This is a genomic window from Pedobacter psychroterrae (genome assembly GCF_004331695.1).
GTDB lineage: Bacteria > Bacteroidota > Bacteroidia > Sphingobacteriales > Sphingobacteriaceae > Pedobacter > Pedobacter psychroterrae.
Genome location: NZ_SJSL01000005.1, coordinates 85,410 through 110,471, shown reverse-complemented (window position 1 = coordinate 110,471; position 25,062 = coordinate 85,410). Strand labels below are relative to the sequence as shown.

Here is a 25,062-nt window from a genome sequence, read left to right as displayed (position 1 = left end):
TAACCATATGAACCGTTTACAAAACCTCTTTGAAACAAAGAGAAATATATTATCAATTTATTATACAGCAGGTTATCCTTCCTTAGGCGATACTGTTGCCATAGCAGAAGCATTAGAAGAATCAGGAGCAGATCTATTAGAGATAGGCTTTCCTTATTCAGACCCGGTAGCGGACGGACCAATTATTCAGGCCAGCAGCAAGCAAGCGCTTGACAATGGGATGGACCTAAAATTGTTATTTGAGCACTTGAAAGGGCTTCGTGCTAAAGTTAGTATTCCTGTACTGTTAATGGGCTATGTAAATCCCGTGCTGCAGTTTGGTGTGGAGAATTTCTGTAAGGCCTGTGCTGAAGTAGGAGTGGATGGCTGTATTGTGCCTGATTTGCCCATGACGGAGTATGAGGAGCTATACGCACCCATATTTAAGGAAAATGGACTGAGTAACATCTTCCTGATCACTCCACAAACTTCGCCAGAGCGTATTCAGAAAATAGACGGACTAAGCAACGGGTTTATTTATTTGTTGTCTTCCTCAGCTACTACAGGTCAGAACCTGCAGGTATCAGACAATACTGCTGCCTATTTTTCAAGAATCTCAGAACTGAAATTGAAAAATCCTACCATGATCGGCTTTGGTATCAGCAGTAAAGAAACATTTGACAAAGCCTGTAGTTATGCAAATGGAGCTATTATAGGCAGCGCTTTTGTGAAAAGCCTCGATGCAGCTGACCTGAAAGGAAGTGTGAAAGCCTTTATGCAAAAGTTTAAGCCTTAACCGGCTTATTCTTTTTTATAGATTTCAGATAAATAAAACCTGCCAATCCTGAAATAACCGATGCACAAAGAATGGCAAATTTCGCTTCGGTTACATGCATTTCATCACTGAAAGAAAGCAGAGAGATGAATATCGACATCGTAAAGCCGATTCCTGCCAGCATGCCTAAACCTATGATGTGCTTCCATCCTGATCGGGAAGGTAAACTGCCAAACTTAAGCTTAACTGCCAGCCATGAAAACAATGTGACCCCGATTGTTTTACCGGCAAATAACCCTAGAATGATACCTGTTCCCAAAGGAGAGAGGAGGCCGCCAAGCATTTCTTTTTGAAAGGTAATATTGGTATTTGCCAAAGCAAAGACGGGCATAATAAAATAGTTGACCGGGCCATTTAACAAATGCTCCAGTTTTTCCAAAGGAGATTCCGTATTAGTGGTGTTGGTAGGAATGGTTAGGGCAAGTAGTACTCCGGCAATGGTAGCATGGATGCCTGAGTGATGAATAAAATACCAAAGGAATACCCCGGGAACCAGGTAAAAATAAAGTTGCTTTACGTTGAAAAAGTTGAACATCAGCAGTAAAGCAACAATACCGCCCGCCATGAGCAGGTAATTAAAATGGACTTCACTGGTATAAAATACCGCAATAACCAGGATGGCACCCAGGTCATCTACTATAGCAAGCGCAGCCAGGAATATTTTTAAAGAAGCGGGTACACTTTTACCCAGCATAGATATGATGGCTAGGGCAAATGCAATATCTGTAGCCATAGGTATGCCCCAGCCGGATGCTGTAGCACTGCCTATATTAAAAATAAAGTAGATAAAGGCTGGCACCAGCATTCCTCCTAAAGCGGCTATCACAGGTAATGCTGCTTTTTTAGCAGAGGACAATTCTCCCTCAACAAGTTCTCTTTTGATCTCAAGGCCCACCAGTAAAAAGAATACCGCCATCAATGCGTCATTTATCCAGGCGGAAATGGTAAAAGCGAAAGTGCTGTCCCCAAAAGTAAATCCAAAATCGGTAACCAGAAAATTAGCGAACCCGTCTTTAAAGCCAGAATTGGCAATAAATAGAGAAATGGCAACGCAGGTCATTAGCAATACGCCACCTATTTGACCTGAACGAAAAAATTCTTTAAAGGATCGCAGATTGATAAGTTTTGCCATTCGGTAAAGATATATAAAACTACAAGAAATCTTCCAGTACGCCTTTTCCCTGTCTGATTACTTCAAAATCACCTGAGGTACAATCTACGACTGTTGAAGGTTCATTGTCTCCATATCCTCCGTCAATGACCATGTCTACCTTGTCTTCATATTTTTCATGGATCAGATCCGGATCGGTAGAATATTCGATTACTTCGTCATCATCATGGATGGAGGTAGATAAGATGGGGTTCCCCAGTTGCAGTACAATTTCCCTGGCAATGTTGTTGTCCGGTACCCGGATGCCGACAGTTTTCTTATTGGAGCTGAGTAGTTTGGGTACATTGTTGTTGGCATTCAGAATAAAAGTAAATGGCCCGGGCAGCGCCTTTTTCAACAACCTGAAAACCGTAGTGTCTATGGGCTTAATGTAGTCGGAAATATGCCTGAGATCAGAACAGATAAAAGAGAAATTTGCCTTTTCTGGCTTAATTCCCCGCAGGCGGCAAATCTTTTCTATGGCTCGCTGATTGGTGATGTCGCAGCCCATTCCGTAGACGGTGTCAGTGGGGTATATGATTATCCCGCCCTTTTTCAAGACTTCAACAATCTGTTCGATTGCCTTAGGATTTGGATTTTCAGGATAGATTTTGACAAGCATATGTAAATTTAACAATTATTAGGTCCAAATGCGTTAAAATTGCTTGAAATGGCGTATTTTTTATTAAATTAACGGGTATGAGAAAAGCATTTGTCGCAATCGCAGCATTTTTAGTAGCGCTTACCATCATGTTGGGCCTTACCTATCCTCCTCTGTGGTGGTTGTTTATTTTTACCGGTCCGGTTGTTTTGTTGGGTATTTATGATTTATATCAGCCCAAACACAGTATAGTTAGAAATTATCCGGTTGTAGGCCGTCTGAGGTATTTTATGGAAGATCTCCGGCCTAAAGTTTACCAGTATTTTGTAGAGAGCGATACCAATGGGAAGCCATTTAGCAGGTTAAGCCGTTCGCTGATCTATCAGCGCGCAAAAATGGAAAATGATACCATTCCCTTTGGTACACAACTGGATGTATATGAAAATGGGTACGAATGGCTCAGTCACAGTATTTCTGCGATCAGCCACCATGAGCTGGACGAAAGTCCAAGGGTACTTATTGGTGGTCCGGATTGTGTCCAGCCATATGCTGCAAGTATTTATAATATATCGGCCATGAGCTTTGGCTCTCTTAGTCAGAATGCGATACTTGCTTTAAATGGCGGAGCAAAAATGGGCAACTTTGCACATAATACTGGCGAAGGCGGCATTAGCGATTATCATAGAAATCCGGGTGGAGATCTGATCTGGCAGATTGGAACAGGTTATTTTGGTTGCAGGCATCACGATGGTTCATTCAATGACGAAGCGTTTGCCGAAAAATCTAAATCAGATCAGGTAAAAATGATCGAGATCAAATTATCACAGGGGGCGAAACCCGGACATGGAGGTATTCTGCCTGCCCGTAAGGTTACTCCAGAGATAGCGAGGATCAGATTGGTAAAAGAAGGTTATGACGTGATTTCGCCACCTGCACATGCTGCCTTCAGTACACCTTTGGAAATGATGTCTTTTGTAAAGAAGCTGCGGGACCTGTCGGGAGGCAAGCCCGTCGGGATAAAACTATGTATAGGCAGAAAAAGTGAATTCTTTGCCATATGCAAAGCGATGGCAGAAACAAAGACCTATGTAGATTTTATTACCGTAGATGGAGGAGAAGGGGGGACGGGAGCATCACCGCAGGAGTTTTCCAATGCCGTTGGTATGCCTTTAAGAGAAGGCATCGCCTTTGTTTATGATGTGCTTACAGGTTTTGACTTAAAGAAGCATATTAAGATTATTTCCTCAGGAAAAATTGCTTCAGGCTTTGATCTGGTAAAGAATATTGCATTGGGTGCGGACCTTTGTAATTCTGCCAGGGGAATGATGTTTGCATTAGGATGTATACAGGCACTGGAATGTAATAGTAATACTTGTCCGACGGGAGTGGCTACGCAGGATGCCAGTTTAATGAAGGGTTTGGTGGTAGAGGATAAGACCGTGCGGGTTTTTAATTTTCACAGACTTACGGTTGCCAGTGCTGTCGAACTGCTGGGGGCAGCTGGTCTGCACTACCCGCACCAGCTGACGCGAGCATACATTAACAGAAGGGTGGCGCAAAATACGATTCAGTCCTATATGGAGAGTTTTCCTTATGTGCCGGAAGGAAGTTTGTTGCAGACTCCTTATCCATTGAGGTTTGAACTCGGAATGGCGCTCAGTACATCGGCAAGCTTTGTGCCTACAGATTATAAAGTATCACTGGTAGATTATGCACAGGCAAATTCATACAGTGATACTTCGAAAGCTCAAAATTAAAACTCTGCGTTTCGCGGGAAACGAGGGAAGGCGATTACGTCCCTGATATTGGTCATGCCAGTTACAAAGAGTACCATACGTTCAAAGCCCAGTCCGAATCCGGAGTGAGGGGCCGAGCCAAATCGTCTGGTATCAAGGAACCACCATAGTTCCTCCTGTGGAATATTCAGGTCTTCCATTCTTTGGGTCAGCTTATCCAGGCGTTCTTCTCTTTGTGAGCCGCCGATGATCTCACCGATACCGGGAAACAGGATATCCATGGCGGCTACAGTTTTTCTGCCTTGCGCATCAGGTTCATTCTGGCGCATATAGAACGATTTGATATCGGCTGGATAATCGATAAGGATCACCGGCTTTTTAAAGTGTTTCTCTACAAGAAAACGCTCATGCTCCGATTGGAGGTCAGCACCCCATTCGTCAATCAGGTATTTAAATTGTTTTTTCTGGTTAGGCTTAGAGGATTTCAGGATAGCAATTGCCTCGGTATAGGTGAGACGCTGAAAATCATTGGTTAAGCAGAAGTTTAGTTTATCTATCAGTGAAAGCTCAGAGCGCTCATTTTGTGGCTTTGATTTCTCTTCTTCCAGCAGGCGGCTGTTTAAGAACTCCAGTTCTTCTTTGCAGTTTTTTAGCGCATAATCAATTAGATACTTGAGCATGTCTTCTGCAAGTACCATGTTATCTTCCAGGTCCGCAAATGCCACTTCAGGCTCGATCATCCAAAACTCGGCAAGGTGACGGGTAGTGTTGGAATTTTCTGCCCTAAAGGTAGGGCCAAATGTATAGATCTGTCCGAATGCCATTGCAGCAAGTTCACCTTCCAATTGGCCTGAAACAGTAAGATTGGTCGCTTTAGCAAAAAAGTCTTCAGAGAAATCTACTTTGCCATCTTCGGTGCGCGGTGGATTTTCTGGGTCTAATGTGGTTACCCTAAACATTTCTCCTGCACCTTCTGCGTCTGATGCAGTAATGATCGGTGTATGCATGTAAACGAAGCCTCTTTCATTATAGAATTGGTGTACTGCAAAGGCCAAAGCATGCCGTACTTTAAATATTGCATTAAAAGTATTTGTGCGGAAACGCAGGTGTGCTATTTCCCTTAAAAATTCTAAACTGTGTTTCTTAGGCTGCAAAGGGAATTTTTCAGGATCACTATCGCCGAGTATTTCAATGGATTCAGCCTTTATATCTACCTTTTGTCCTTTTCCAAGAGATTCTACTATTGTTCCGGTCACAGCAATAGCGGCACCTGTAGTAATGCGTTTTAATAGCTCTTCAGGAGTATTATTAAAGTCGACAACGATCTGGATGTTTCCCATACAAGAACCATCATTTATTGCAATAAATTGATTGTTGCGAAAAGTACGCACCCAACCCATCACTGTTACCGCTCTGTTAAACTCGTTTTTCTCTAATAAACTTTTTACTTTTTCTCTCTTGATCATAGCTTTCTTTTGAAGAGCGTCAAAAATAAGGAATTTCAGGAGAATAAGGAACTTCAACAACAAATTACCATTTTATCATTTGAAAATGTTGAGATTGAATAAATGAGATTTGATGCATTTCTTTGTTTTTTTAATTGAAATTATAGTATTATTCGGATTTTATGCTGAGTAAAATCTATTTTTTCAGTTTTAAAATTATTATTTAAGGTTTTTGTGTTGTAAAACATCTATAAATTTTGATTTATTGATATTATTCTTGGTTTTTAACATCAATTTTTGTTAAATATTTGATGTTTTTTGTGTTTTTTATCCATTAAAATTGATTTTTATGTGTTTTTAATTGCTGTTAATCAGTTTATTGCTAATTATTTTTAATTTTTATTGAAAATAATAGTGATTTTTAAAAATAAACTCTATATTTGTAATGCTCGTTTAATTTATATTTGGTTAGAGAGGCCTACAATTGGATAGTTGTAGGCCTCTTCTTATTTATAAATAAATCTGTTCTGATAAAACTTGGGTGCAACAAAAAAGCCGCCCTGTTGGGGGCAGCTTTTTAACTATGAAATTCCTTAGAATTATGCTAAAACTTCGGTAACTAATTTTGCAGCATCTTTTAGTGCAATCGCTGAAAATACTTTTAATCCTGAATCGTCAATCAGCTGCTTTGCTTCAACAGCATTCGTGCCTTGCAGGCGACAGATGATCGGAACCGGAACATCTCCAATTTCCTTATAGGCATCAATTACGCCTTGTGCTACACGGTCACAACGAACGATACCACCAAAGATATTTATTAGGATCGCTTTTACGTTTGGATCTTTAAGGATGATGTTAAAACCAGCCTTTACAGTTTGCGCGTTAGCAGTACCACCTACGTCGAGGAAGTTAGCCGGCTCGCCACCTGCAATCTTAATGATGTCCATAGTAGCCATTGCTAAACCAGCACCATTTACCATGCAACCCACGTTTCCGTCTAGTTTTACATAGTTTAGGTTAGACTCACTTGCTTCTACATCAGTAGGATCTTCTTCTAGTTTATCACGCATCGCAGCATAATCAGGATGACGGAACAATGCATTCTCATCAAGATCTACCTTAGCGTCAACTGCAATGATCTTATCGTCAGAGGTTTTTAATACAGGATTGATTTCAAACATAGCAGAATCAGTACTGTCATACGCTTTATAAAGTGCGGTAACAAACTTTACCATTTCTTTATGGGCACCACCGCTTAAACCCAGGTTAAAAGCAATTTTGCGTGCCTGAAATCCTTGCAGACCAACCTTAGGGTCAATTTCTTCTTTGAAGATTAAATGAGGCGTATGCTCAGCAACTTCTTCAATATCCATTCCACCTTCGGTAGAATACATAATGATATTTCTGCCACTTGCTCGGTTTAAAAGAACACTCACATAAAACTCTTTGGTTTCAGAAGCACCCGGATAGTAAACATCCTGGGCTACTAAAATCTTGTTTACCTTTTTACCTTCAGGACCAGTTTGAGGAGTCACCAACTGCATGCCTAAAATGGCTGTTGCTCTTTCTTTAACCTCATCAAGGTTTTTGGCAAGTTTTACACCGCCGCCTTTACCTCTTCCGCCTGCATGGATTTGAGCTTTTATTACAACCCAGTCAGAGTTGTAATCACTTTTCATTTTTTTAGCAGCTTCTACAGCCTGCTCAACCGTGTCGGCAACTATACCTTCCTGTACGGCTACTCCAAAACTTTTAAGTATTTCTTTACCTTGATATTCGTGGATATTCATTCGCTGAAAAAATTTGTTCAAATCTACACTTTCAAAAGCTTTATAGCAAATGAGAACAGGCCGAATTTTGATAAATACTATAAATGTTGCATGATTAAATATTGGTGTGTCTGCCAGTCGCGATAATTCCAGGACAGCCAGGAAGCGTTTGCATAGGTTTGCTTAAACTCAATGATCCTGGACTTGAGATCGCTTTCAAAAGCTTGCACCTGATCGGCTGCAGATTGAGCCCTGGACATTATTGTATCAGGAGATTTTCCTTGTATAATGCTATCTGCATATTTGGATGTGGATAAGTACGACAGAAGCAATGTCTTGTTTTTGTGCAGTAGGGGCAGTGTTTTGTCTGATAAGCTTGTCAAATGATCTAAATCCAATGCAATGCTACCCCTGTTATTGATGTTATAGCCAACAATGAAAACGTCCCAGTTTACCATACCGAAGGTAAGCAACAATATATACCAGATAAAACTATTGATCCTGATGAGGTAGAACAGCGTTTTTTGTTGGGCGACCTTAAGATAGACTGTAACGAGGCCGATTGTACAGAGCAGGAGGAAGATCATTACCCCGATCCGTTTATAGGTGAGACCATATGCATCTATGTAGTTGTAATCTCTAAGAAGTACTGACAGCACCAGAAAAGCATTTTGAATGATCCATATATATGCCAGGAGACGAAGGATTTTGTTTTTACTATAGAAGTTGAGGTTGCCACTAAAAAAGTATACAATAACCAGCATGGCCATTACGATGCTGATGATCAGTGCATTGGTGCCATCATGCAGTTCAGAAGAAAGATTGCTGCCGGTAGTCTTTGCTGTCCAAAGCGTATTTATATCTATCGCGTTTAAGAACAATAAGAGCAGGTTGAGCGCAGTAAATGAGATGATGCCTATAATGTTCTCCGTCTTTAAAGCCATTTTCCGGTTTAATAGATTGCCCGCGAAAACCGCAATAATTTCATATCCGATTGTGAATGCTCCTTTTGACTTTCTTTGACGCAATAGTTTATCTGTGTATAATGCCTCTGCACCTTCCAACGCCTTATCCTTAAAGCCTATAAATATGGCAGTAGCAAGCAGCAGGCCCAAAATGAAGTGCATGAACCTTAAAAAACTCAACTCGTCGAAAAAGAAGTTGAAGAAACTGGTCAGCGCACTTTCTATAGCGGTGATCATGTTGTCCAGGTATTTTGCAAATACAGGATTGGCTATGCTGTATAATATACTGAAGAGGAAGAGTACAATAATCGGAATAACCAGGTATTTTATGGGCTTCAGGATTGGGGTAAAAGAGACATTACTATACCTTCCTGCAACCAGTTTTCTGAAAAGGTTGACGGGCACGGTTACTATTTGGAGAAAAGTACCAATCAACGCTGTGAAAATACTTCTTAAGGATTGAAAATGAGCAAAGCCAATAAATACGGCCAGACTGATATACCAGGAAATGATTGTCAGGTCAGATTGATTAATCAGCACCAATATTGCAGCGAGCAGATGTGAGCCACCTATGAGCAGGATTTTTTTACTTTTGGGCATTTCCTTGTCCAGCAGTAAAATAACTATGATGAATAGTGAATAAAGCAATAGGTTGAGCGCCTGTTCCTCCATCCAGAACAGGTAATTAAAAATTACCCCGCCAATCAGGACAGCCAGTAATTGCAGATCGATTTGTTTTTTCATGATCGTATATATTTAAAGAGGTAAGTGTTGAAATTCTTGGGTTAGCCAGAGATAAAATACTGCTACTGGAATATTGAGCAGCATGAGGATCATCGTTTTTCCAATCTCTATATATTGGTGTGGGTAGATCAGTATGTTGATGAATAGGAGCGCAAACACCAGTAGATTTAATCCTACAGCGGCGATGGCAAATACGACGCCCACTATTTGAAATAGCACTGCACCGGTAAGGCAGAATAGGAGGGCTATGATGGATCCTATTATGAACGAGTATTTAGCGCAGAACCTTCCGGCTATCCTCAGACGATTGATGTTATTTGTTTCCATATATTTCGTTCAATAAAGTGCTTTGTATTTCAAAGTAATGATGTAAAAAAATTAAACTCCTTTTATCATTTTTTCTAAAGCATCTAAATGCGCTCTAAATGCCTGTCTACCTAATTCAGTAATCTTATAGGTAGTATTTGTTTTTTTTCCAATAAATACTTTCTGGACAGTTAGGTAATCTGCTTGTTCCAGCGTGTTAAGATGGGAGGCAAGGTTGCCATCTGTCAGTTCCAGTAGCTGCTTCAGTTCATTGAAGCTTATGCTGTCGTTTACAATCAGCACAGACATCACACCCAGTCGTATACGGCTGTCAAATATCTTGTTTAGGGCTCCTATTGGGTTTTTCATCAGCTTGCTTTTTTTCTTTGGCTTATTTTGCTCTTTCGTATTTAAAGTACATAAGCGTACCATAAATTATGTGGAGTATTCCAAAACCGACGGCCCAAAAATAAAGACCGTATCCGATGTTAAACATGGCAATTAATCCTAAAATAATCTCGCAAAAACCCAGAAAGCGGATATCTGTATACGTGTATTTGCTGGCATTGACCAGGGCTAGACCGTAAAACAATAAGCAGGAGGGAGCTATAAGGCCATAGGCATTTGAATGTACATATAATAAAGCTGCGATAAACAATCCCCCTGTTGCCAATGGAATGGCGAGATTTATCAGCAGGTTTTTTGCAGTCTTGTCCCAGATCGGCAGGTTCTTTTTCTTGCTTTGGCGATAAGTAAACAATGCCCCACCGACAAGTGCAATGATCAACACCAAAAGACCTATCTTAATCAGGTTAAACTCTATACCTGCGTCAAAATATGCTGTTTCAAGATCCCTGTTCACATAGTTTACTATTTCCTGATTTGCAAAATAAGCACCAACCAAAGCCGTAATTCCTGCAAACACCCCAGATAGTCCGCTTAAAGAAATAAACCTTGATGAACGGTCCATCATCTTTCTGATGTCGTTCAATGCATTTAGTTGTTCGTCTTGCTTATTCATTTTAAAAGTACTTTGTTTTTCAAAGTTAAACTATAATTCTTAACCTCCAAATTATTTTCTGTTTTTTAGTAAGTTTGCATTTATGCTAAAAGCCACAGGTATAAAAAAAGCTTATGGAAATCTGCCTATTTTAAAGGGGGTTGATTTTGAAGTCGGGGAAGGGGAAATTGTAAGTATCATTGGTGCCTCGGGGGCAGGAAAAAGTACTTTGTTGCACATCCTGGGTACATTAGACAAGCCCGATGAAGGTACGGTCGAACTCAATGGTACTGCAGTAAATAAGCTTTCAGGAGAATTTTTGAGTGTTTTCAGGAATAGAAATATTGGTTTTGTATTTCAGTTTCATCACCTGCTGCCCGAATTTACAGCTTTAGAAAATATTTGTATACCCGCTTTTATCGCTAAGTCGACAAAAAAGGAAGCGGAAGACAGGGCAATGGAGCTTTTGGATCTTTTAGGATTGAAAGACCGTGCGGACCATAAGCCCAATCAGTTGTCGGGTGGGGAGCAGCAAAGAGTAGCAGTGGCCCGTGCATTGGTAAACAAACCGGCCATTATCCTGGCTGATGAACCTTCTGGTAACCTTGACTCAGCAAATGCCAGTTCCCTGCACCAGTTTTTTATAACACTGAGAGACAACTTTAAGCAGACTTTTGTGATCGTGACCCACAATGAAGACCTGGCAAAAATTAGCGATAGGGTAGTCACAATGAAGGATGGTTTAATTATTTAAGTTTTGAAAATACTGATTACCGGCGGCAGATCTGCTTCTGCTTTGAAATTATTGAAAGCATTTGCAAATGATAAAGTAGTGCTTGCAGATTATGGAGAGATGCCCTCAATAGTTACCCCTCATTATCATTTCATTTCATTGGGTGAAAGGAACGATGACATCATTGCGCACAATCTTTTAAATCATTGTCTTGATGAAGTAGTGGATGCCGTTTTGCCGCTGCATCATTTTGAGCTGGAAGAGATAGCCAAATCAGCTGTGCTGTTTGAAGAGTTTAACATCAAAGTATTGATGCCGGATACAGATCAGATCATTCACCTAAAATAATTTTCCCGATGTCATTTGAAAAGTATCTGGATAAAAAAGAAGCCTTTGTTTTTGAATTGGATAACGTGCTTTATCCCGAAAAGGACTACTTGTTGCAGGTGTATTTTCTGTATGCCCAATTCATAGAATATGCCGAACAGATCAGCGCTTCGGAAATTATCAAATATGTAGAAATCACATTTTTAAACGAAGGAAAGGCTGAATTGTATGAGAAAACGACCAAACAGTTTAACATCCCGGAAAAGTACAGGATTAATTTTGTGCTGCTATTGAGCAATGCAAGGTTACCGCTAAAATTACTTATCTTTGAAGAGGTATTGAGGTTATTGAAGGCAATAGTTTTGGAGCGCAAACAGATTTTCATTTTTACAGACGGTCTTCCACTGATGCAACTCAACAAAATTAAACAAATGGAGTGGCATGGCCTGGAGCAGTATCTTACCCTTTTCTTCTCAGCTGAAACAGCAGCAAAACCTTCCCCAATGGGCGTAGAAGCCATTATTGATACCTATAACCTTGAGCGGGAAAAGATGCTGATAATCGGTAGCAATGAAGTGGATAGACAATGTGCAGAGAATGCTTCAATTGAATTTTTGAATGTTGATAAACTATTGCTAACTTAATTTCGTTTATACCTACCTATAAAAACCTATAATAGACTGACTTAAAGAATGGAAAACACAATTCAGATCAAAAAATATACTTTTCTTGCTGTATTTGCATGCAGTCTTGTATTTAGTGCCTGCAACAAGAAGCCGAAGATAGTCGATGTACCTACAAATACTAAACAGACGCCAACTACCGACAGAAGGGAACTGACAAACGATTCACTTTTTTTATATGCGAAAGAGGTATATTACTGGAACGCAGCCCTGCCTACTTACGATGAATTTGAGCCAAGAAAATACAACGCGGAACTGGTAAATCTTGATAACTATAATGAGAACCTCTTTAATATAGTCAAAGAATCAGCATCTCCGGATTATGACGCAGAAGCTGAAGATACAAAATACTCGTACATTTTTGACCAGTCAGACAAGAACCCAACGGCCAGCATTGCTCACCGAACCTCATCTGTAGATTTGGAAGGTAATGGCAACGATATCGGTGTTAGGCTTGGATATTATGGTTCGGCCAACAACTATAAAATATTGATAACTGCTGTGTATCCCAATTCCCCTGCCGATCAAGCAGGTTTTGTAAGGGGTGACGTGATCACACAAATAAATGGTGTGAGTTACGGCACCAATTTCTATAACCAGATAGATCATATCACTAACGCAATAGATGGTACGGTAGTTACTTTGGCAGGCACAAGATCTGATGTTCCATTCAGTACGGTGCTCAATAAAGCACTTTATACGAGCGTTCCGGTGTATAAAAACAGCACGCTGACTGCCGGTACTAAAAAGATCGGTTACCTGGCTTATGCTAGATTTTCATCCCTTGAGAATTCTATGAACGCTTTAAATGCAGCTTTTCAAAACTTTTCAAATAGTGGAGTGACCGATCTTATTATAGACCTAAGGTACAACGGTGGTGGTTACATCAGTACTGCTGTACATCTGACCAATCTGATTGCCCCTACAGGTACTTCAGGGGTGATGTTTGCAGAACATTACAATACTACAATGCAGACTAAACAAGCTACTATTTTAAAGAACCAGCCAAACGTCAACTCAAACGGGGTTGTAGTCGGATCTTATTTTGATGAGGATTATTCTGTGACGGCAAATACGACCACATTCAGCAAATCGGGTCCCGTGGGAGGCGTTAAAAATGTAGTATTCATTGTAACGGGTAGTACTGCATCTGCAAGTGAACTGGTGATCAACAACCTGAAGCCACATATGACTGTGAAACTGGTTGGTGAGCGTACCTATGGAAAGCCTGTAGGATTCTTTCCTATTACCTTAGAAAATAAGTATGACGTTTACTACTCCATGTTTGAAACAAAAAATTCAAAGGGTGAGGGGGGATATTATAATGGCATGGGTGTAGATGTTGAGGCTGATGAACTGACCAGCAGTCAAAAAATGTACGACTGGGGAAATCCTCTTGATCCTTCTACTGCCAAGGCATTGAATATCCTGGCTCCTGGTTTACCTGTTACAGGCAAAGCAAAAACAGCTGAAGCTAAAGCAGGTGCTACCGGAGTTGCCTTAAAGAAGCTTGGCGGCAACAAGACCAATCCCGAATTTGTGGGCATGATAGAAAACAGGAAATAGTTACTGCTTGTTCATGATCTTTTTTTCGTTGATCACGGCTTTTATATAAAGTTGCTTGTCCAGCCTTGAAGTAATTTCCTGAATTGCGCTGACAGCATTTATCAAGAAGTCCTGATTGATGTTTTTAAACTCGTCAGAGGCTTTATGATAATCTTTATGATCTTCTACGCCAAAATATATAAAGGGGATATCTTTGTCATTAAATGCTGAATGGTCGCTTTGACCGGTCCAGTTATCAATCCCTAGTTTCGGATCATCATGCCCTGGCAAAACCTTTATCTTTTTACTAGCAGTGTTGATGAATGGCTTTAGCTGCGGATATTTAAATGTCCCGCATGCGTATAGTTCTCCTTTATCATTGTGGCTGATCATATCCATGTTAATGTTCAACTTTATCTTTTCAATGGGCACAGGTGGTTTTGAAACGAAATATTTGGCACCCTGCAGTCCCATTTCTTCGGCGTCAAATGCTGCGAATATCAAGGTATGACTGGGTTTGTTGCTTTTAAAATAGGCAGCCAGCTTTAACAGTCCTGCTACACCTGAAGCATTGTCATCAGCTCCATTGTAAATCTCGTTATTGATAATGCCAATGTGGTCGTAGTGGGCAGATATTACTATGATATGGTCACTCTTTCCTTTTACAGAAGCAATCATGTTTATTCCATTGATCACTTGCCCTTTTTCATTCTTAAAAGAAAAAGGCTGCTCATAGGCTGGTATATTGTTTAATGGAGCCAAATTGAGTTCTCTAAATCTGCCAGCAATATATTTCCTGGCCATCTCAGCACCTGTGGTTCCTGTTTTTCTTCCCTGGTAGGCATCAGAAGAAAGTATTTCAACATCCTTTAATAACTGGTTCGCTGGTTGGGCTTCTGTCTTTTTTGCCGAACTACAGCCTAAAAGAGCAGTTGCAATGATCAATAAATATAATTTCATTTTTTTAATTCTTGTTTATAAATTGAAAGTTAAAGGTAGCTTATAAATATTGTAACTTATCTGTTGATTTTATGTAACTCTTTTTTGTTTTATTGGTTTTTTGATATAATAAATGCATATTTAGTTAAAGATTATACAGTACACTATGTTAGGGGAATTAATAGAAAAAGAATCAATCACGGTTAGTGATATTATACCAGCCGATCAAAATCATACAGAAGAATTAAGAGGAAAACTAAACTCTGCCCAGCGACTGGGAAATGAATTTAAGTCCAAGGCTGACATCACCTTCAATACTAATAAAGGACCAAAAACGGTAAATACAACAGTCTGGTCTGTTACCGAAAGTTATCTTCAGTTGAAAAATGGGATACACATTCCATTAAACAGCCTGATCGATATAGACTTCTGATCACAAAAAATGGATTGAGTGAATACTCAATCCATTTTGATAATATTTGCAGCTGCGTTAGAGAGACTGCTTTTCCGGATATCTTATCCTAAATATGATTTTAATATTTTACTTCTTGAGGTATGACGCAGGCGTTGTAATGCCTTGTCTTTAATCTGACGGACACGTTCGCGTGTCAGGTTAAATTTCTCACCGATCTCTTCAAGAGACAATGGATGATTGGTGCTTAATCCAAAGAAAAGAACGATTATTTCACGTTCACGTTCAGTGAGCGTAGATAGTGATCTTTTAATCTCTTCCGAAAGCGATTCATTGATCAGGCTGCTATCTGTATTGGGCTCATGGTTTTCAAGTACGTCAAGCAAGGTATTTTCCTCACCCTGAACAAAAGGAGCGTCCATTGATACGTGTCGGCCTGAATTGCTTAGCGTATCAGATATTTTATCAACTGTAGTCTCAAGAATCTCTGCCAGTTCCTCAGGAGAAGGCTCACGTTCAAATTCCTGTTCCAGTTTAGAGAAAGCTTTACTGATTTTGCTCAAAGAGCCAACCTGGTTTAATGGAAGACGAACAATACGGCTTTGCTCAGCAATCGCCTGTAAAATAGACTGACGGATCCACCAAACAGCATAAGAGATGAACTTAAATCCCTTAGTTTCGTCAAAACGCTTAGCAGCTTTAATCAATCCAAGGTTACCCTCATTAATCAAGTCACCTAATGTTAAGCCTTGATTTTGGTATTGTTTTGCTACAGAGACCACAAATCGCAGATTGGTTTTAGTCAAGCGTTCAAGTGCTGCCTGATCTCCCTCCCTTATTTTTCTGGCTAGTATAACTTCTTCTTCGGCTGTGATTAAATCTACTTTACCAATCTCGTGAAGGTATTTGTCTAATGATTGACTTTCGCGATTGGTAATCGATTGCGTGATTTTGAGTTGTCTCATTTATATATTTTGGTACTCTTTATGTGTTTCGAACGTGCAAAAGTAAGCATTTAAAGGTAATTAAGAAACATAAATTACTGAAAACGTTACACTTTACGAAGTTTATTTATATAACATTTTCACAGCAAAAATTATTCCAAAGTACTTTTGTCAGTATGCAGATCAACCTGGGATAAATGATAAATTTTTATCGTAATTCGATGATATTATGCTGTTTATAAATACTAAATGATCCATCTATTGCCTAAAATAATATTTTGCTGTATAGTGTACATAATACACATTGTCCGGAATTGCGACAATATCTCGTACAGCTATATACTATTTAGATCAAAGATCTCATTCAGCCTTATTCCCCTCTCTGTGTGTTTTACTGTACAACATTCGTTAATTGGATCATGTTCCAGATAAAGTATATAGTCATTATCAGCTGCTTCCTGCAGAAATGACCCTTTTTCTGTCAGCGTCTGTAGTGGAAACATATCATATGCCATCACATAAGGTAGGGGAATGTGCCCGGTAGAAGGCAGTAAATCTGCCATATAGACGATAGTCTTGTCTTTATACTGTATTTGGGGCAGCATCATTGAATCTGTATGCCCATAAGCAAAGCGAATGTTGATACCATCGTGAAACTGTACTCCATCTTTGTCTTCTATGAAGCGCAACTGTCCGCTTTCCTGGATCGGCAGAATATTTTCTTTTAAAAAGGAGGCTTTTTCCCGGTCATTTGGATTAACAGCCCAGTCCCAATGTTTCTGGTTGCTCCAGTAAAAGGCATTTTTAAAGGCAGGTCTGAGTTTATCTCCTGTGCGCACTATAGAACCCCCGCAATGATCAAAATGCAGGTGTGTTAAAAATACATCCGTAATATCCTCCTTACTGAATCCTTTTGCGGCAAGTGAACGGTCGAGTGTGTCATCTCCATGCAGGTAATAGTGCCCTAAAAACTTTTCATCCTGTTTTTCGCCGATGCCGTTATCTATCAATATCAACCGGTCTCCATCTTCTATCAGCAGACAGCGCATAGCCCAGGTGCAAAGATTATTGGCATCCGCCGGATTAGTCTTTTGCCAGATAGTTTTTGGCACAACCCCAAACATGGCCCCTCCATCCAGTTTAAACATGCCTGTATTTATGGTATGTAAGTTCATATGGTAAAGTTAACAGCTTTATCACAGCAAGGTATATAAAATGGAAATATTCAGCAATAAAAAAGGTCGCACACGCGACCTTTTTTATGCTTTCTGCTACCAACAAATTACATGCTATCTGCTACCAGCAAATTCAATGTCTGGGAGAGGGCATAGCGTTCTTTCGATTTTTCATCGAATTAATGCCGCCCGAAAACAGATCATTTAATTTGTCCCTTATAAATGAATCACTTCACCATACGCATCAGCGGCAGCTTCCATGATTGCTTCACTCATTGTAGGATGCGGATGTACAGATTTGATCATTTCATGGCCAGTTGTTTCCAGTTTACGGGCTACAACAATCTCAGCAATCATTTCAGTTACATTGGCACCAATCATGTGCGCGCCTAATAACTCACCGTATTTAGCGTCGAATATCAATTTCACAAAACCGTCTTTAGCTCCGGCTGCACTGGCTTTACCTGAAGCTGAGAAAGGAAATTTACCGATCTTCAATTCATAACCTGCCGCTTTAGCTGCTTTTTCAGTGTAACCAACCGATGCAATCTCAGGGCTGCAATAAGTACATCCCGGAATATTGTTATAATCCAAAGGCTCCGGTTTGTGACCGGCTATTTTCTCCACACAGATAATTCCTTCTGCCGAGGCCACGTGGGCCAATGCCTGTCCGGATACGATATCACCAATCGCATAATATCCCTTTACGGAAGTATTATAAAACTCATCAACTACCACTTTTCCTTTTTCAGTTTTGATGCCTGTCTCTTCCAGGCCGATGTTTTCAATATTAGCTACTACGCCAGCAGCTGAAAGAACAATGTCGCACTCCAAAGTCTGCATACCAGATGCAGTCTTAACCTGAACTTTACAGCCGGCACCAGAAGTATCTACAGACTCAACACTTGAAGAAGTCATCACCTCAATACCTGCTTTTTTAAAGCTTCTCAACAATTGTTTAGAAATATCCTCATCCTCTACAGGCACTACATTGTCCATAAACTCTACCACGGTAACTTTAGTGCCCAGTGTAGCATAGAAATAAGCAAATTCTACCCCTATCGCACCGGAACCTACTACCACCATAGATTTTGGTTGTTCAGGCAATACCATTGCCTGTCTGTACCCGATCACTTTCTTGCCGTCTTGTTTTAAATTTGGCAATTCTCTCGACCTGCCGCCTGTTGCAACGATTATACTAGTTGCCGTATATTCTTTTTGTGCACCATCTGCACCTTTTACTTCCACTTTGTTTCCCGGTTTCACTTTCCCGGTACCCATCAATACCTCAATTTTGTTCTTTTTCATTAAGAACTGAACACCCTTGCTCATACCGTCTGCCACACCGCGACTGCGTTTTATAACAGCTGCAAAATCTGCTTCAGCTTCAGCTGTTTTAATGCCATATTCAGAAGCATGGTTGATATATTCAAAAACCTGCGCACTTTTTAATAGTGCTTTAGTCGGTATACAGCCCCAGTTAAGGCAGATACCACCCAATGATTCGCGTTCTACAACTGCAGTTTTCAAACCTAACTGAGAAGCCCTGATTGCAGCTACGTATCCACCGGGACCGCTGCCTATTACAATTACATCGTAGTTCATATCTTTAATTAAAGGAAATTTAACGTTAGTAAATGCCAAAAATAAAAAAAATGTTGGTTAAAACCTTGTTTAGCTTTTTTGAAGCGTCATTTATATCTATAATTAATATGACAAGTATTTTTTCAATTCAATGTCATTATGTAGAATCATAATAAATTACTGATAAACTGCTGGTTACATTATTAACTCCTTTGTTAAATGTTGAAAAATATTGGTTATTCTTAATAATTATTTAACATTGAAATCAAAACTGAGGTTATTTAAATACCTATTTTTGCAGCGATACATACACTAACTACATTTCAAATCAAAACACAAAAAGCATGAAGAAATCTTTACTATCCAAGATGATGGTTTTAGTCTTTGTTTTTGTTGGATTCATCAATGCCGCAAAGGCACAAGTGACCACATCAACGATTTCGGGAACCGTTAAAGACGCACGGGCAGGTTTGCCGGGGTCGAGTGTAAAAGCTACCCATACACCCACAGGTACTGTGTACAGTGCCATGACAGATGTTCAGGGGAAATTCTCTTTACCAAATTTGCGTGTAGGCGGTCCCTATACTATCGAAGTAAGCTATGTTGGATTTAAGCCGGAAAAAGTTGAAAATGTGTTCCTTAAACTAGGAGAGACTTTTCCTTTAAATGTTAACTTAAGTGATGAAGGAACTAATCTTACAGAGATTGTAGTTTCCGGTCAGCGCGATCAAACGATGAACAGTAAAAGAACTGGTGCAGCTACCAATGTTAGCCGTCAGCAGTTAGAAAGTTTGCCTACATTAAACCGGTCATTGCAGGATTTCACCAGATTGACTCCTCAAGCAAGCGGAAACTCTTTCGGTGGTGCAAATAACCGCTATAACAACATCACAATAGATGGTGCCATCAATAATGACGTTTTCGGATTAAGTGCATCAGGTACACCAGGTGGTCCGGCAAACACACAGCCTATCTCATTGGATGCCATTCAGGAGATCCAAATCGTTCTAGCTCCTTACGATGTAAGTCAAGGTAACTTTACAGGTGGTGGTGTCAATGCTGTAACCCGTTCTGGTACGAATAATTTCGAAGGATCGGTTTACTTTTTTGGCAGAAACGAGAATACAACTGGTAAAAACGTCCTTACTGATGTAAAAAGTACGGAGTTTATGAACAATCAGTATGGTGTTAGAATTGGCGGGCCAATTATCCAAAACAAATTGTTCTTCTTTGCAAATGCTGAATTCCAACGGATCAAATCTCCTTTATTCAATAATGCAGGAGAAAATGGTGCAGCCATCACGTTGGCTACAGCTAAGCAGATCGCAGATCACACCCTAACCACTTACGGTTATGATGTGGGTTCTTACAATGCTTCCGATGTTAAAACAGAAAATGAAAAGATATTTGCCAAATTGGACTGGAACATCAACCCTAAAAATCAGTTGACGATCCGTTATAATTACATCAATGCATTTGATGACAACATTTCCAGATCCAGCAGTTTCTTCAGATTTGGTAATAATGCCTATCAATTTGCCAATACACAAAACAACACGGTATTGGAGCTTAGAACAAACATCAGCGATAAATATTCAAACAACCTGATCTTGGGTTATTCCAGAATCAGGGATGCACGTGAAATTGCTGGTAAATTGTTTCCTCAGATTACTATCAACAACATAGATGGTAAAAGTGCCAACAGCGTTGAACTTGGTGCTCAAAGAAGCTCTGTGGCTAATGAATTAGATCAGGATATCTTTGAATTTACTGACAACTTCAAGATCAATATGGGCAAGCACTTAATTACGCTTGGTACCCACAATGAGTTCTTCAAGTTTCGTAACTTGTTTATTAACGATAATAACGGTCGTTGGGAATATAACAATGTGGAGGACTATATTGCAAACAAGCCAAATAGGGTAAGGGCTACTTATTCTATTATCCCTGGTGATTTGCGTCCTTCAGCAGAATTCAGCGCTGCTCAGCTAGGTTTTTACGCTCAGGATGAGTTCGAAGCATTCACCGGTTTTAAATTAACTGCTGGTTTAAGGGTAGACCTTCCGGTATTCGGTGAAGCTCCACCTGCAAATCCTAAAGTGGTAGCTGCTTTCCCGCAGTATCGTACCGACGTTACTATGAAGAGCACACCGCTTATTTCACCAAGAGTAGGATTTAACTACGATGTATTTGGCGACAGATCATTACAATTCAGAGGTGGTACCGGTATCTTCACAGGTCGCGTGCCTTTCGTATGGTTGTCTAACCAGTATAGTAATAGCGGAATGCTTTTCGGCGCCGTTGACGTAACTAAAGCTAATAATCCTGCTTTGGGCTTTATTGCTGATCCAAATAACCAGCAATCTGCAGGTCCATTGATCAGCAGGGCACAAATCAACATACTTGAGGAGGATTTCAAAATTCCTCAGGTATTCAGGACAAATTTAGCTGTGGATGTTAAGTTGCCATATGGTGTAGTCGGAACGTTAGAGGGTATTTACTCTAAAACACTGAATAACATTACTTACAAGGATATCAACGTAAAGCCATCTACCGCAACAGTAAATCCGTTGTTTTCAGATGGAAATGATACCAGAAAACTATATTCTACCGCTACTGCAGGTAAAGTTGACGGAACTAACTTTACCAACGTAATCTTGTTGGGCAATACCAGCCGTGGATATACTTACAACCTTACAGCTCAGTTGCAGAAAACTTTCAGTAATGGAGTATCAGCGATGGTTGCTTATACCAATTCAGAAGCTAAAGCTGTGAATGACGGTGCAAGTAGTACAGCTGTGTCTAACTGGGAATTTGTACAGCATGTGAACGATGCAAACGATCCTTTGTTGACAAGATCTAACTTCCTGACCAGACACAGGGTGATCGGTGCCTTGAACTACAGAATAGAATATGGCAAAAGCAAAGCATATGCAACAGCTTTTAGTTTGTTTTATGCAGGCCGATCGGGACAAAGGTTCACTTATTTATATAATGGTGACTTCAATGCTGATGGCGCAACTGGAAACGACTTATTGTATGTTCCAAGAACAGCTGCTGAGATTAAATTGGTTAACTTAAACATTGGTACTACTGCAGTGCCGATTATAGTTTCACCGGCAGATCAGTGGACTGCCTTAAATGCTTTCATTGAAAATGACGAATATCTTAATTCAAGGAGAGGACAGTACACAGAGCGTAATGGAGCAGAATCACCATTCGAACATCAGTTTGACGCAAGAATCTCTCAGGATTTGGGTGCAATTGTGAAAGGCACTAAAAACAGGATCCAACTAACATTTGATATTTTTAACGTAGGTAACCTGATCAACAAGAGCTGGGGCAGACAATATACTGTAACCAACCAAGCCTTGACATTAGTGAACTATGTTTCTAATGCAAATATTGCAAATGCTGGATTTACATTTAGAGCACCTTCTACCAATGTTGGATACCAAACTTCACCATTCGGTTCAGCATGGTCTGGTCAATTTGGAATCAGATATTTGTTTAATTAACCCATTAATTTTTTTAAAAGGAATGCGCCTACGGGGCGCATTCCTTTTTTAATTACATTTATCAAGATACCTATTACTTAATTTTCATGGCTATCCTGATCTACTCAATACCTCAATATTGATTCCTTCCCGGTTAACGAATTTGAGCTTAATCGTCTACTCGGTCTATAGTTGTTGATTTCTTTGAAAATAAGTGATAAAATTTATGACCAGTATGATGACTGGTCAGATATTCGGTGCAAGAACTAATTGGGATGGATATCATAATTATGACTCAAATTGGGTTGATGAAACCGTTGTTGTACCAGCGGGTACTACAGAGATATTTTTAAAATTTCAATATTCTATAGGAATAATGCACCTTAATTTATTTCAAATTACTTTACATAAAAAGACATGTTTGTCATCCGGAGCCAGTCCTTTTTGAGGATAATTAAACTGTGTAATTCAATTATATCAATTCTTTGTCCTGCCATATATATGTTAATGTTTTAAATCCAACTCTATCAAAATAACCGACTGAGTTATTAGTGTTGCGCAACTGTTCTGATGGATTGGAAAATGGTAAGGAAATAACATTACTATTATAATGTGATCCTTTCTATTCCCCAAATATTGCCATATTTAGCGATTATATTCCCCAAATATTGCTATATTTGGGGAATAGATTGTTTGATATGATTAAAAGGACTTTACAGAAAGTATTAGAAGGCAAAGTAGATTTTACAAAAGCAATAGTAATATTAGGGCCACGACAGGTAGGGAAAACCACGCTGATCACAAAAATAGCAGCTTCTTTAAATGAAGACTACCTATATATCAACGGTGATGACCCTGCCACCCGGGCAGCATGGAATAACCCTACGCAGGCTTTTATCAACAACTACATCGCCAATTATAAAATAGTGGTAATTGATGAAGCCCAGCGGCTTGAAAACATAGGCCTTAGTGCCAAAATGATTATTGACGGTAAAAAAGGTATTCAGCTTTTTATATCCGGATCTTCTGCCTTAGAAATCTCGAGTAAAATTAACGAACCACTTACCGGAAGAAAGTGGGAGTACAGGTTATACCCATTATCATGGCATGAGCTGAAGGAACATTTTTCATTTGCTAAAATTCATCCAAGGCTTGAAGAATTCTTAATAACGGGAATGTATCCTGATGTGATTAACAACCCTGAGAATGCAATTGAGACGTTAAACAACCTTGCTGGCAGCTATTTATACAAAGATATATTAGAGTCAGGGGGCATACGCAGACCAGATGCCCTATTAAAACTTTTGCAGGCACTTGCCTGGCAAGTAGGGAATGAAGTATCCTATAATGAACTTGCAGGAACTGTAGGCATTGATAAGGCCACGGTGAATAATTATATCGACTTACTGGAGAAATCCTTTGTTATTTTTCGTTTAAATCCCCTAGCGCGGAACTTACGTAACGAAATCAGTACCTCCCGCAAGATTTATTTCTACGATAATGGCATTAGAAATAGTATCATTAACAACTTTGCACCTATTGCGCAGCGTAATGATATTGGTGCATTATGGGAAAATTTTATCATCAGCGAACGAAAAAAGAACCTTAGCTATACTGGCTTTTACGGGAATACTTTTTTTTGGCGCACGGTAGATAAAACTGAGATCGATTATATAGAGGAGCAGGATAATAAGCTGTCAGCTTTCGAAATCAAATGGAACCCAAAAGTAAAAGTAAAATTTGCAAAATCTTTTACGGAAAAATATACTCCCGAAACTACGTCGGTGATCAATAGCGATAATTACTGGGAGTTTTTATAAAGAACACCCCCATAAACCCTTACCCTAACAAGATCTTTTTGGTCATTGTACCTGACCAACCCTTGGTTTGAGTTTTATCAACTTGACCTTTCAATACAACGGCTTTTAATATTGCCGCCGGATTGAAGGTTTTGCTGTTCACCACTGCCTCTCCCGCTAGTGAAGATTGTATAAACTGCAGCGATACAACAAGGATACAAACACAGCCAGCCTGTGTCTCAAATTCCCAGCTTTGAGGAATTGTCGTTCCTTTTTTATTCTCGATTTCAAAAGATACAAAGTCAATTTTTCTTTTCTGATTAGTCAGATCTGTCAGCGAACGGCCAATCAGCATTCTGCAAAATTTCGTATCTTTAGGGAACTTAAGATTTTTAGGGATTTCCAATGCCGGGAGAGAAACAGTGAGGGAGTGTTCGCCAATTTCCACCTGAGGCAACGATACCAGCGTATTCACCAGGGGGGATTTAGCATTAAAGTCAAATCCTTCAAGCCTGCTGAAACTGTCTGCGACCAAATTAAATGACCCAGTTTCCGGATTATTTGCGTATCTTAAAGCATGAGCTACTTCTGTGTTTAGCCGAAAGATCATTGTGCCATCGTAAAAAGCGGTGACCAGCTTAGAGACACCAGTTCTAAATTCACACGCAATATTGCTGGCTATCCCAAACAAAGACGAGGATTTATCGCTTCCTTCTGCACGTCTACTTTTGCCTTTCACAGGCCGTGCTTGTATGATCTGCATATTTCCGTAGGTCTTTAATACCGAATCACCAAGTACTCCTTTCAAATATTTCCCTATTATTCTAGCCATGGTTTTAATTACTGGTTTAACACTGTTTTATAAGTCTTCTTAGTGAATACAGAATGAATTTA

General features: G+C 39.7%; 22 protein-coding genes. 9 read left to right on the top strand and 13 right to left on the bottom strand.

Annotated features, from left to right (window positions below; translation table 11 throughout):
* The first annotated feature begins 7 nt into the window (after positions 1–7).
* On the top strand, positions 8–775 hold the full coding sequence (gene trpA, locus EZ437_RS16550) for a tryptophan synthase subunit alpha (RefSeq protein ID WP_131597187.1): 768 nt from the start codon (positions 8–10) through the stop codon (positions 773–775).
* Here the strand turns inward: trpA and nhaA are convergent.
* Complete coding sequence (gene nhaA, locus EZ437_RS16545; protein ID WP_131597186.1) at positions 765–1,946, bottom strand: Na+/H+ antiporter NhaA; 1,182 nt, start codon at positions 1,944–1,946, stop codon at positions 765–767. The genes trpA and nhaA overlap by 11 nt on opposite strands.
* Positions 1,947–1,965: 19 nt before the next feature.
* Positions 1,966–2,586 carry an L-threonylcarbamoyladenylate synthase gene (locus EZ437_RS16540; RefSeq protein WP_131597185.1) on the bottom strand — a complete coding sequence of 207 codons (621 nt, stop codon included), beginning with the start codon at positions 2,584–2,586 and terminating at the stop codon, positions 1,966–1,968.
* Positions 2,587–2,663: 77 nt separating this feature from the next.
* On the opposite strand from EZ437_RS16540, the gene EZ437_RS16535 reads away from it, so the two are divergent.
* Positions 2,664–4,322 (top strand): FMN-binding glutamate synthase family protein, encoded by a 1,659-nt coding sequence (locus EZ437_RS16535; RefSeq protein WP_131597184.1) that lies wholly within the window; start codon positions 2,664–2,666, stop codon positions 4,320–4,322.
* Here the strand turns inward: EZ437_RS16535 and asnS are convergent.
* From asnS to EZ437_RS16505, 6 genes are all read right to left on the bottom strand, one after another.
* Positions 4,319–5,767: an asparagine--tRNA ligase gene (gene asnS / locus EZ437_RS16530; RefSeq protein ID WP_131597183.1), complete on the bottom strand. Its 1,449-nt coding sequence runs from the start codon at positions 5,765–5,767 to the stop codon at positions 4,319–4,321. The genes EZ437_RS16535 and asnS overlap by 4 nt on opposite strands.
* Positions 5,768–6,345: 578 nt before the next feature.
* Positions 6,346–7,536, bottom strand: coding sequence for an ADP-forming succinate--CoA ligase subunit beta (sucC, locus tag EZ437_RS16525; RefSeq protein WP_131597182.1), 1,191 nt, complete (start codon positions 7,534–7,536; stop codon positions 6,346–6,348).
* Positions 7,537–7,613: 77 nt separating this feature from the next.
* Entirely contained in the window at positions 7,614–9,224 is a 1,611-nt protein-coding gene (locus tag EZ437_RS16520; RefSeq protein WP_131597181.1) for a DUF4153 domain-containing protein, read from the bottom strand.
* Between the two features lie 12 nt (positions 9,225–9,236).
* Positions 9,237–9,551, bottom strand: a complete 315-nt coding sequence (locus tag EZ437_RS16515; protein ID WP_131597180.1) for a hypothetical protein — start codon at positions 9,549–9,551, stop codon at positions 9,237–9,239.
* A gap of 51 nt (positions 9,552–9,602) precedes the next feature.
* A complete protein-coding gene (locus EZ437_RS16510) occupies positions 9,603–9,899 on the bottom strand; it encodes a winged helix-turn-helix domain-containing protein (RefSeq protein ID WP_131597179.1) in 297 nt (98 codons plus the stop codon).
* A 22-nt stretch (positions 9,900–9,921) separates the two neighbouring features.
* Positions 9,922–10,551 (bottom strand): hypothetical protein, encoded by a 630-nt coding sequence (locus EZ437_RS16505; protein WP_131597178.1) that lies wholly within the window; start codon positions 10,549–10,551, stop codon positions 9,922–9,924.
* An 82-nt stretch (positions 10,552–10,633) separates the two neighbouring features.
* Here EZ437_RS16505 and EZ437_RS16500 point away from each other — a divergent pair, with 82 nt between their 5' ends.
* Genes EZ437_RS16500 through EZ437_RS16485 form a run of 4 tightly spaced genes read left to right on the top strand, consistent with a single transcriptional unit; the run spans position 10,634 to position 13,839 of the window.
* On the top strand, positions 10,634–11,284 hold the full coding sequence (locus EZ437_RS16500) for an ABC transporter ATP-binding protein (protein WP_131597177.1): 651 nt from the start codon (positions 10,634–10,636) through the stop codon (positions 11,282–11,284).
* A 3-nt stretch (positions 11,285–11,287) separates the two neighbouring features.
* Positions 11,288–11,611, top strand: coding sequence for an ATP-grasp domain-containing protein (locus EZ437_RS16495; protein ID WP_131597176.1), 324 nt, complete (start codon positions 11,288–11,290; stop codon positions 11,609–11,611).
* Positions 11,612–11,619: 8 nt separating this feature from the next.
* Positions 11,620–12,234, top strand: coding sequence for an HAD hydrolase-like protein (locus tag EZ437_RS16490; RefSeq protein WP_131597175.1), 615 nt, complete (start codon positions 11,620–11,622; stop codon positions 12,232–12,234).
* Positions 12,235–12,282: 48 nt separating this feature from the next.
* Entirely contained in the window at positions 12,283–13,839 is a 1,557-nt protein-coding gene (locus tag EZ437_RS16485; protein WP_131597174.1) for a S41 family peptidase, read from the top strand.
* On the opposite strand, the gene EZ437_RS16480 is transcribed toward EZ437_RS16485, so the two are convergent.
* A complete protein-coding gene (locus EZ437_RS16480; RefSeq protein ID WP_131597173.1) occupies positions 13,840–14,778 on the bottom strand; it encodes a M20/M25/M40 family metallo-hydrolase in 939 nt (312 codons plus the stop codon).
* 145 nt (positions 14,779–14,923) lie between these two features.
* Here EZ437_RS16480 and EZ437_RS16475 point away from each other — a divergent pair, with 145 nt between their 5' ends.
* Positions 14,924–15,190, top strand: a complete 267-nt coding sequence (locus EZ437_RS16475) for a hypothetical protein (protein WP_131597172.1) — start codon at positions 14,924–14,926, stop codon at positions 15,188–15,190.
* Positions 15,191–15,273: 83 nt separating this feature from the next.
* Here EZ437_RS16475 and EZ437_RS16470 read toward each other — a convergent pair whose 3' ends face one another.
* From EZ437_RS16470 to lpdA, 3 genes are all read right to left on the bottom strand, one after another.
* Positions 15,274–16,134: a sigma-70 family RNA polymerase sigma factor gene (locus tag EZ437_RS16470; protein ID WP_037444054.1), complete on the bottom strand. Its 861-nt coding sequence runs from the start codon at positions 16,132–16,134 to the stop codon at positions 15,274–15,276.
* Between the two features lie 314 nt (positions 16,135–16,448).
* The gene (locus EZ437_RS16465; RefSeq protein WP_131597171.1) at positions 16,449–17,288 is read right to left on the bottom strand and encodes an MBL fold metallo-hydrolase; all 840 of its coding nucleotides are present in this window, start codon (positions 17,286–17,288) and stop codon (positions 16,449–16,451) included.
* 216 nt (positions 17,289–17,504) lie between these two features.
* Complete coding sequence (gene lpdA, locus EZ437_RS16460; protein WP_131597170.1) at positions 17,505–18,893, bottom strand: dihydrolipoyl dehydrogenase; 1,389 nt, start codon at positions 18,891–18,893, stop codon at positions 17,505–17,507.
* Positions 18,894–19,216: 323 nt separating this feature from the next.
* On the opposite strand from lpdA, the gene EZ437_RS16455 reads away from it, so the two are divergent.
* A complete protein-coding gene (locus EZ437_RS16455) occupies positions 19,217–22,390 on the top strand; it encodes a TonB-dependent receptor (protein ID WP_131597169.1) in 3,174 nt (1,057 codons plus the stop codon).
* A gap of 677 nt (positions 22,391–23,067) precedes the next feature.
* Positions 23,068–24,189: an ATP-binding protein gene (locus tag EZ437_RS16450; RefSeq protein ID WP_131597168.1), complete on the top strand. Its 1,122-nt coding sequence runs from the start codon at positions 23,068–23,070 to the stop codon at positions 24,187–24,189.
* Between the two features lie 19 nt (positions 24,190–24,208).
* On the opposite strand, the gene EZ437_RS16445 is transcribed toward EZ437_RS16450, so the two are convergent.
* Entirely contained in the window at positions 24,209–25,000 is a 792-nt protein-coding gene (locus EZ437_RS16445) for a hypothetical protein (protein ID WP_131597167.1), read from the bottom strand.
* Positions 25,001–25,062 lie beyond the last annotated feature (62 nt).

Bases quoted from the DNA above. Each gene is read 5' to 3' on its own strand.
- trpA (WP_131597187.1), top strand. From the start codon at position 8: ATGAACCGTTTACAAAACCTCTTTGAAACAAAGAGAAATATATTATCA.
- nhaA (WP_131597186.1), bottom strand. From the start codon at position 1,946: ATGGCAAAACTTATCAATCTGCGATCCTTTAAAGAATTTTTTCGTTCA.
- EZ437_RS16540 (WP_131597185.1), bottom strand. From the start codon at position 2,586: ATGCTTGTCAAAATCTATCCTGAAAATCCAAATCCTAAGGCAATCGAA.
- EZ437_RS16535 (WP_131597184.1), top strand. From the start codon at position 2,664: ATGAGAAAAGCATTTGTCGCAATCGCAGCATTTTTAGTAGCGCTTACC.
- asnS (WP_131597183.1), bottom strand. From the start codon at position 5,767: ATGATCAAGAGAGAAAAAGTAAAAAGTTTATTAGAGAAAAACGAGTTT.
- sucC (WP_131597182.1), bottom strand. From the start codon at position 7,536: ATGAATATCCACGAATATCAAGGTAAAGAAATACTTAAAAGTTTTGGA.
- EZ437_RS16520 (WP_131597181.1), bottom strand. From the start codon at position 9,224: ATGAAAAAACAAATCGATCTGCAATTACTGGCTGTCCTGATTGGCGGG.
- EZ437_RS16515 (WP_131597180.1), bottom strand. From the start codon at position 9,551: ATGGAAACAAATAACATCAATCGTCTGAGGATAGCCGGAAGGTTCTGC.
- EZ437_RS16510 (WP_131597179.1), bottom strand. From the start codon at position 9,899: ATGAAAAACCCAATAGGAGCCCTAAACAAGATATTTGACAGCCGTATA.
- EZ437_RS16505 (WP_131597178.1), bottom strand. From the start codon at position 10,551: ATGAATAAGCAAGACGAACAACTAAATGCATTGAACGACATCAGAAAG.
- EZ437_RS16500 (WP_131597177.1), top strand. From the start codon at position 10,634: ATGCTAAAAGCCACAGGTATAAAAAAAGCTTATGGAAATCTGCCTATT.
- EZ437_RS16490 (WP_131597175.1), top strand. From the start codon at position 11,620: ATGTCATTTGAAAAGTATCTGGATAAAAAAGAAGCCTTTGTTTTTGAA.
- EZ437_RS16485 (WP_131597174.1), top strand. From the start codon at position 12,283: ATGGAAAACACAATTCAGATCAAAAAATATACTTTTCTTGCTGTATTT.
- EZ437_RS16480 (WP_131597173.1), bottom strand. From the start codon at position 14,778: ATGAAATTATATTTATTGATCATTGCAACTGCTCTTTTAGGCTGTAGT.
- EZ437_RS16475 (WP_131597172.1), top strand. From the start codon at position 14,924: ATGTTAGGGGAATTAATAGAAAAAGAATCAATCACGGTTAGTGATATT.
- EZ437_RS16470 (WP_037444054.1), bottom strand. From the start codon at position 16,134: ATGAGACAACTCAAAATCACGCAATCGATTACCAATCGCGAAAGTCAA.
- EZ437_RS16465 (WP_131597171.1), bottom strand. From the start codon at position 17,288: ATGAACTTACATACCATAAATACAGGCATGTTTAAACTGGATGGAGGG.
- lpdA (WP_131597170.1), bottom strand. From the start codon at position 18,893: ATGAACTACGATGTAATTGTAATAGGCAGCGGTCCCGGTGGATACGTA.
- EZ437_RS16455 (WP_131597169.1), top strand. From the start codon at position 19,217: ATGAAGAAATCTTTACTATCCAAGATGATGGTTTTAGTCTTTGTTTTT.
- EZ437_RS16450 (WP_131597168.1), top strand. From the start codon at position 23,068: ATGATTAAAAGGACTTTACAGAAAGTATTAGAAGGCAAAGTAGATTTT.
- EZ437_RS16445 (WP_131597167.1), bottom strand. From the start codon at position 25,000: ATGGCTAGAATAATAGGGAAATATTTGAAAGGAGTACTTGGTGATTCG.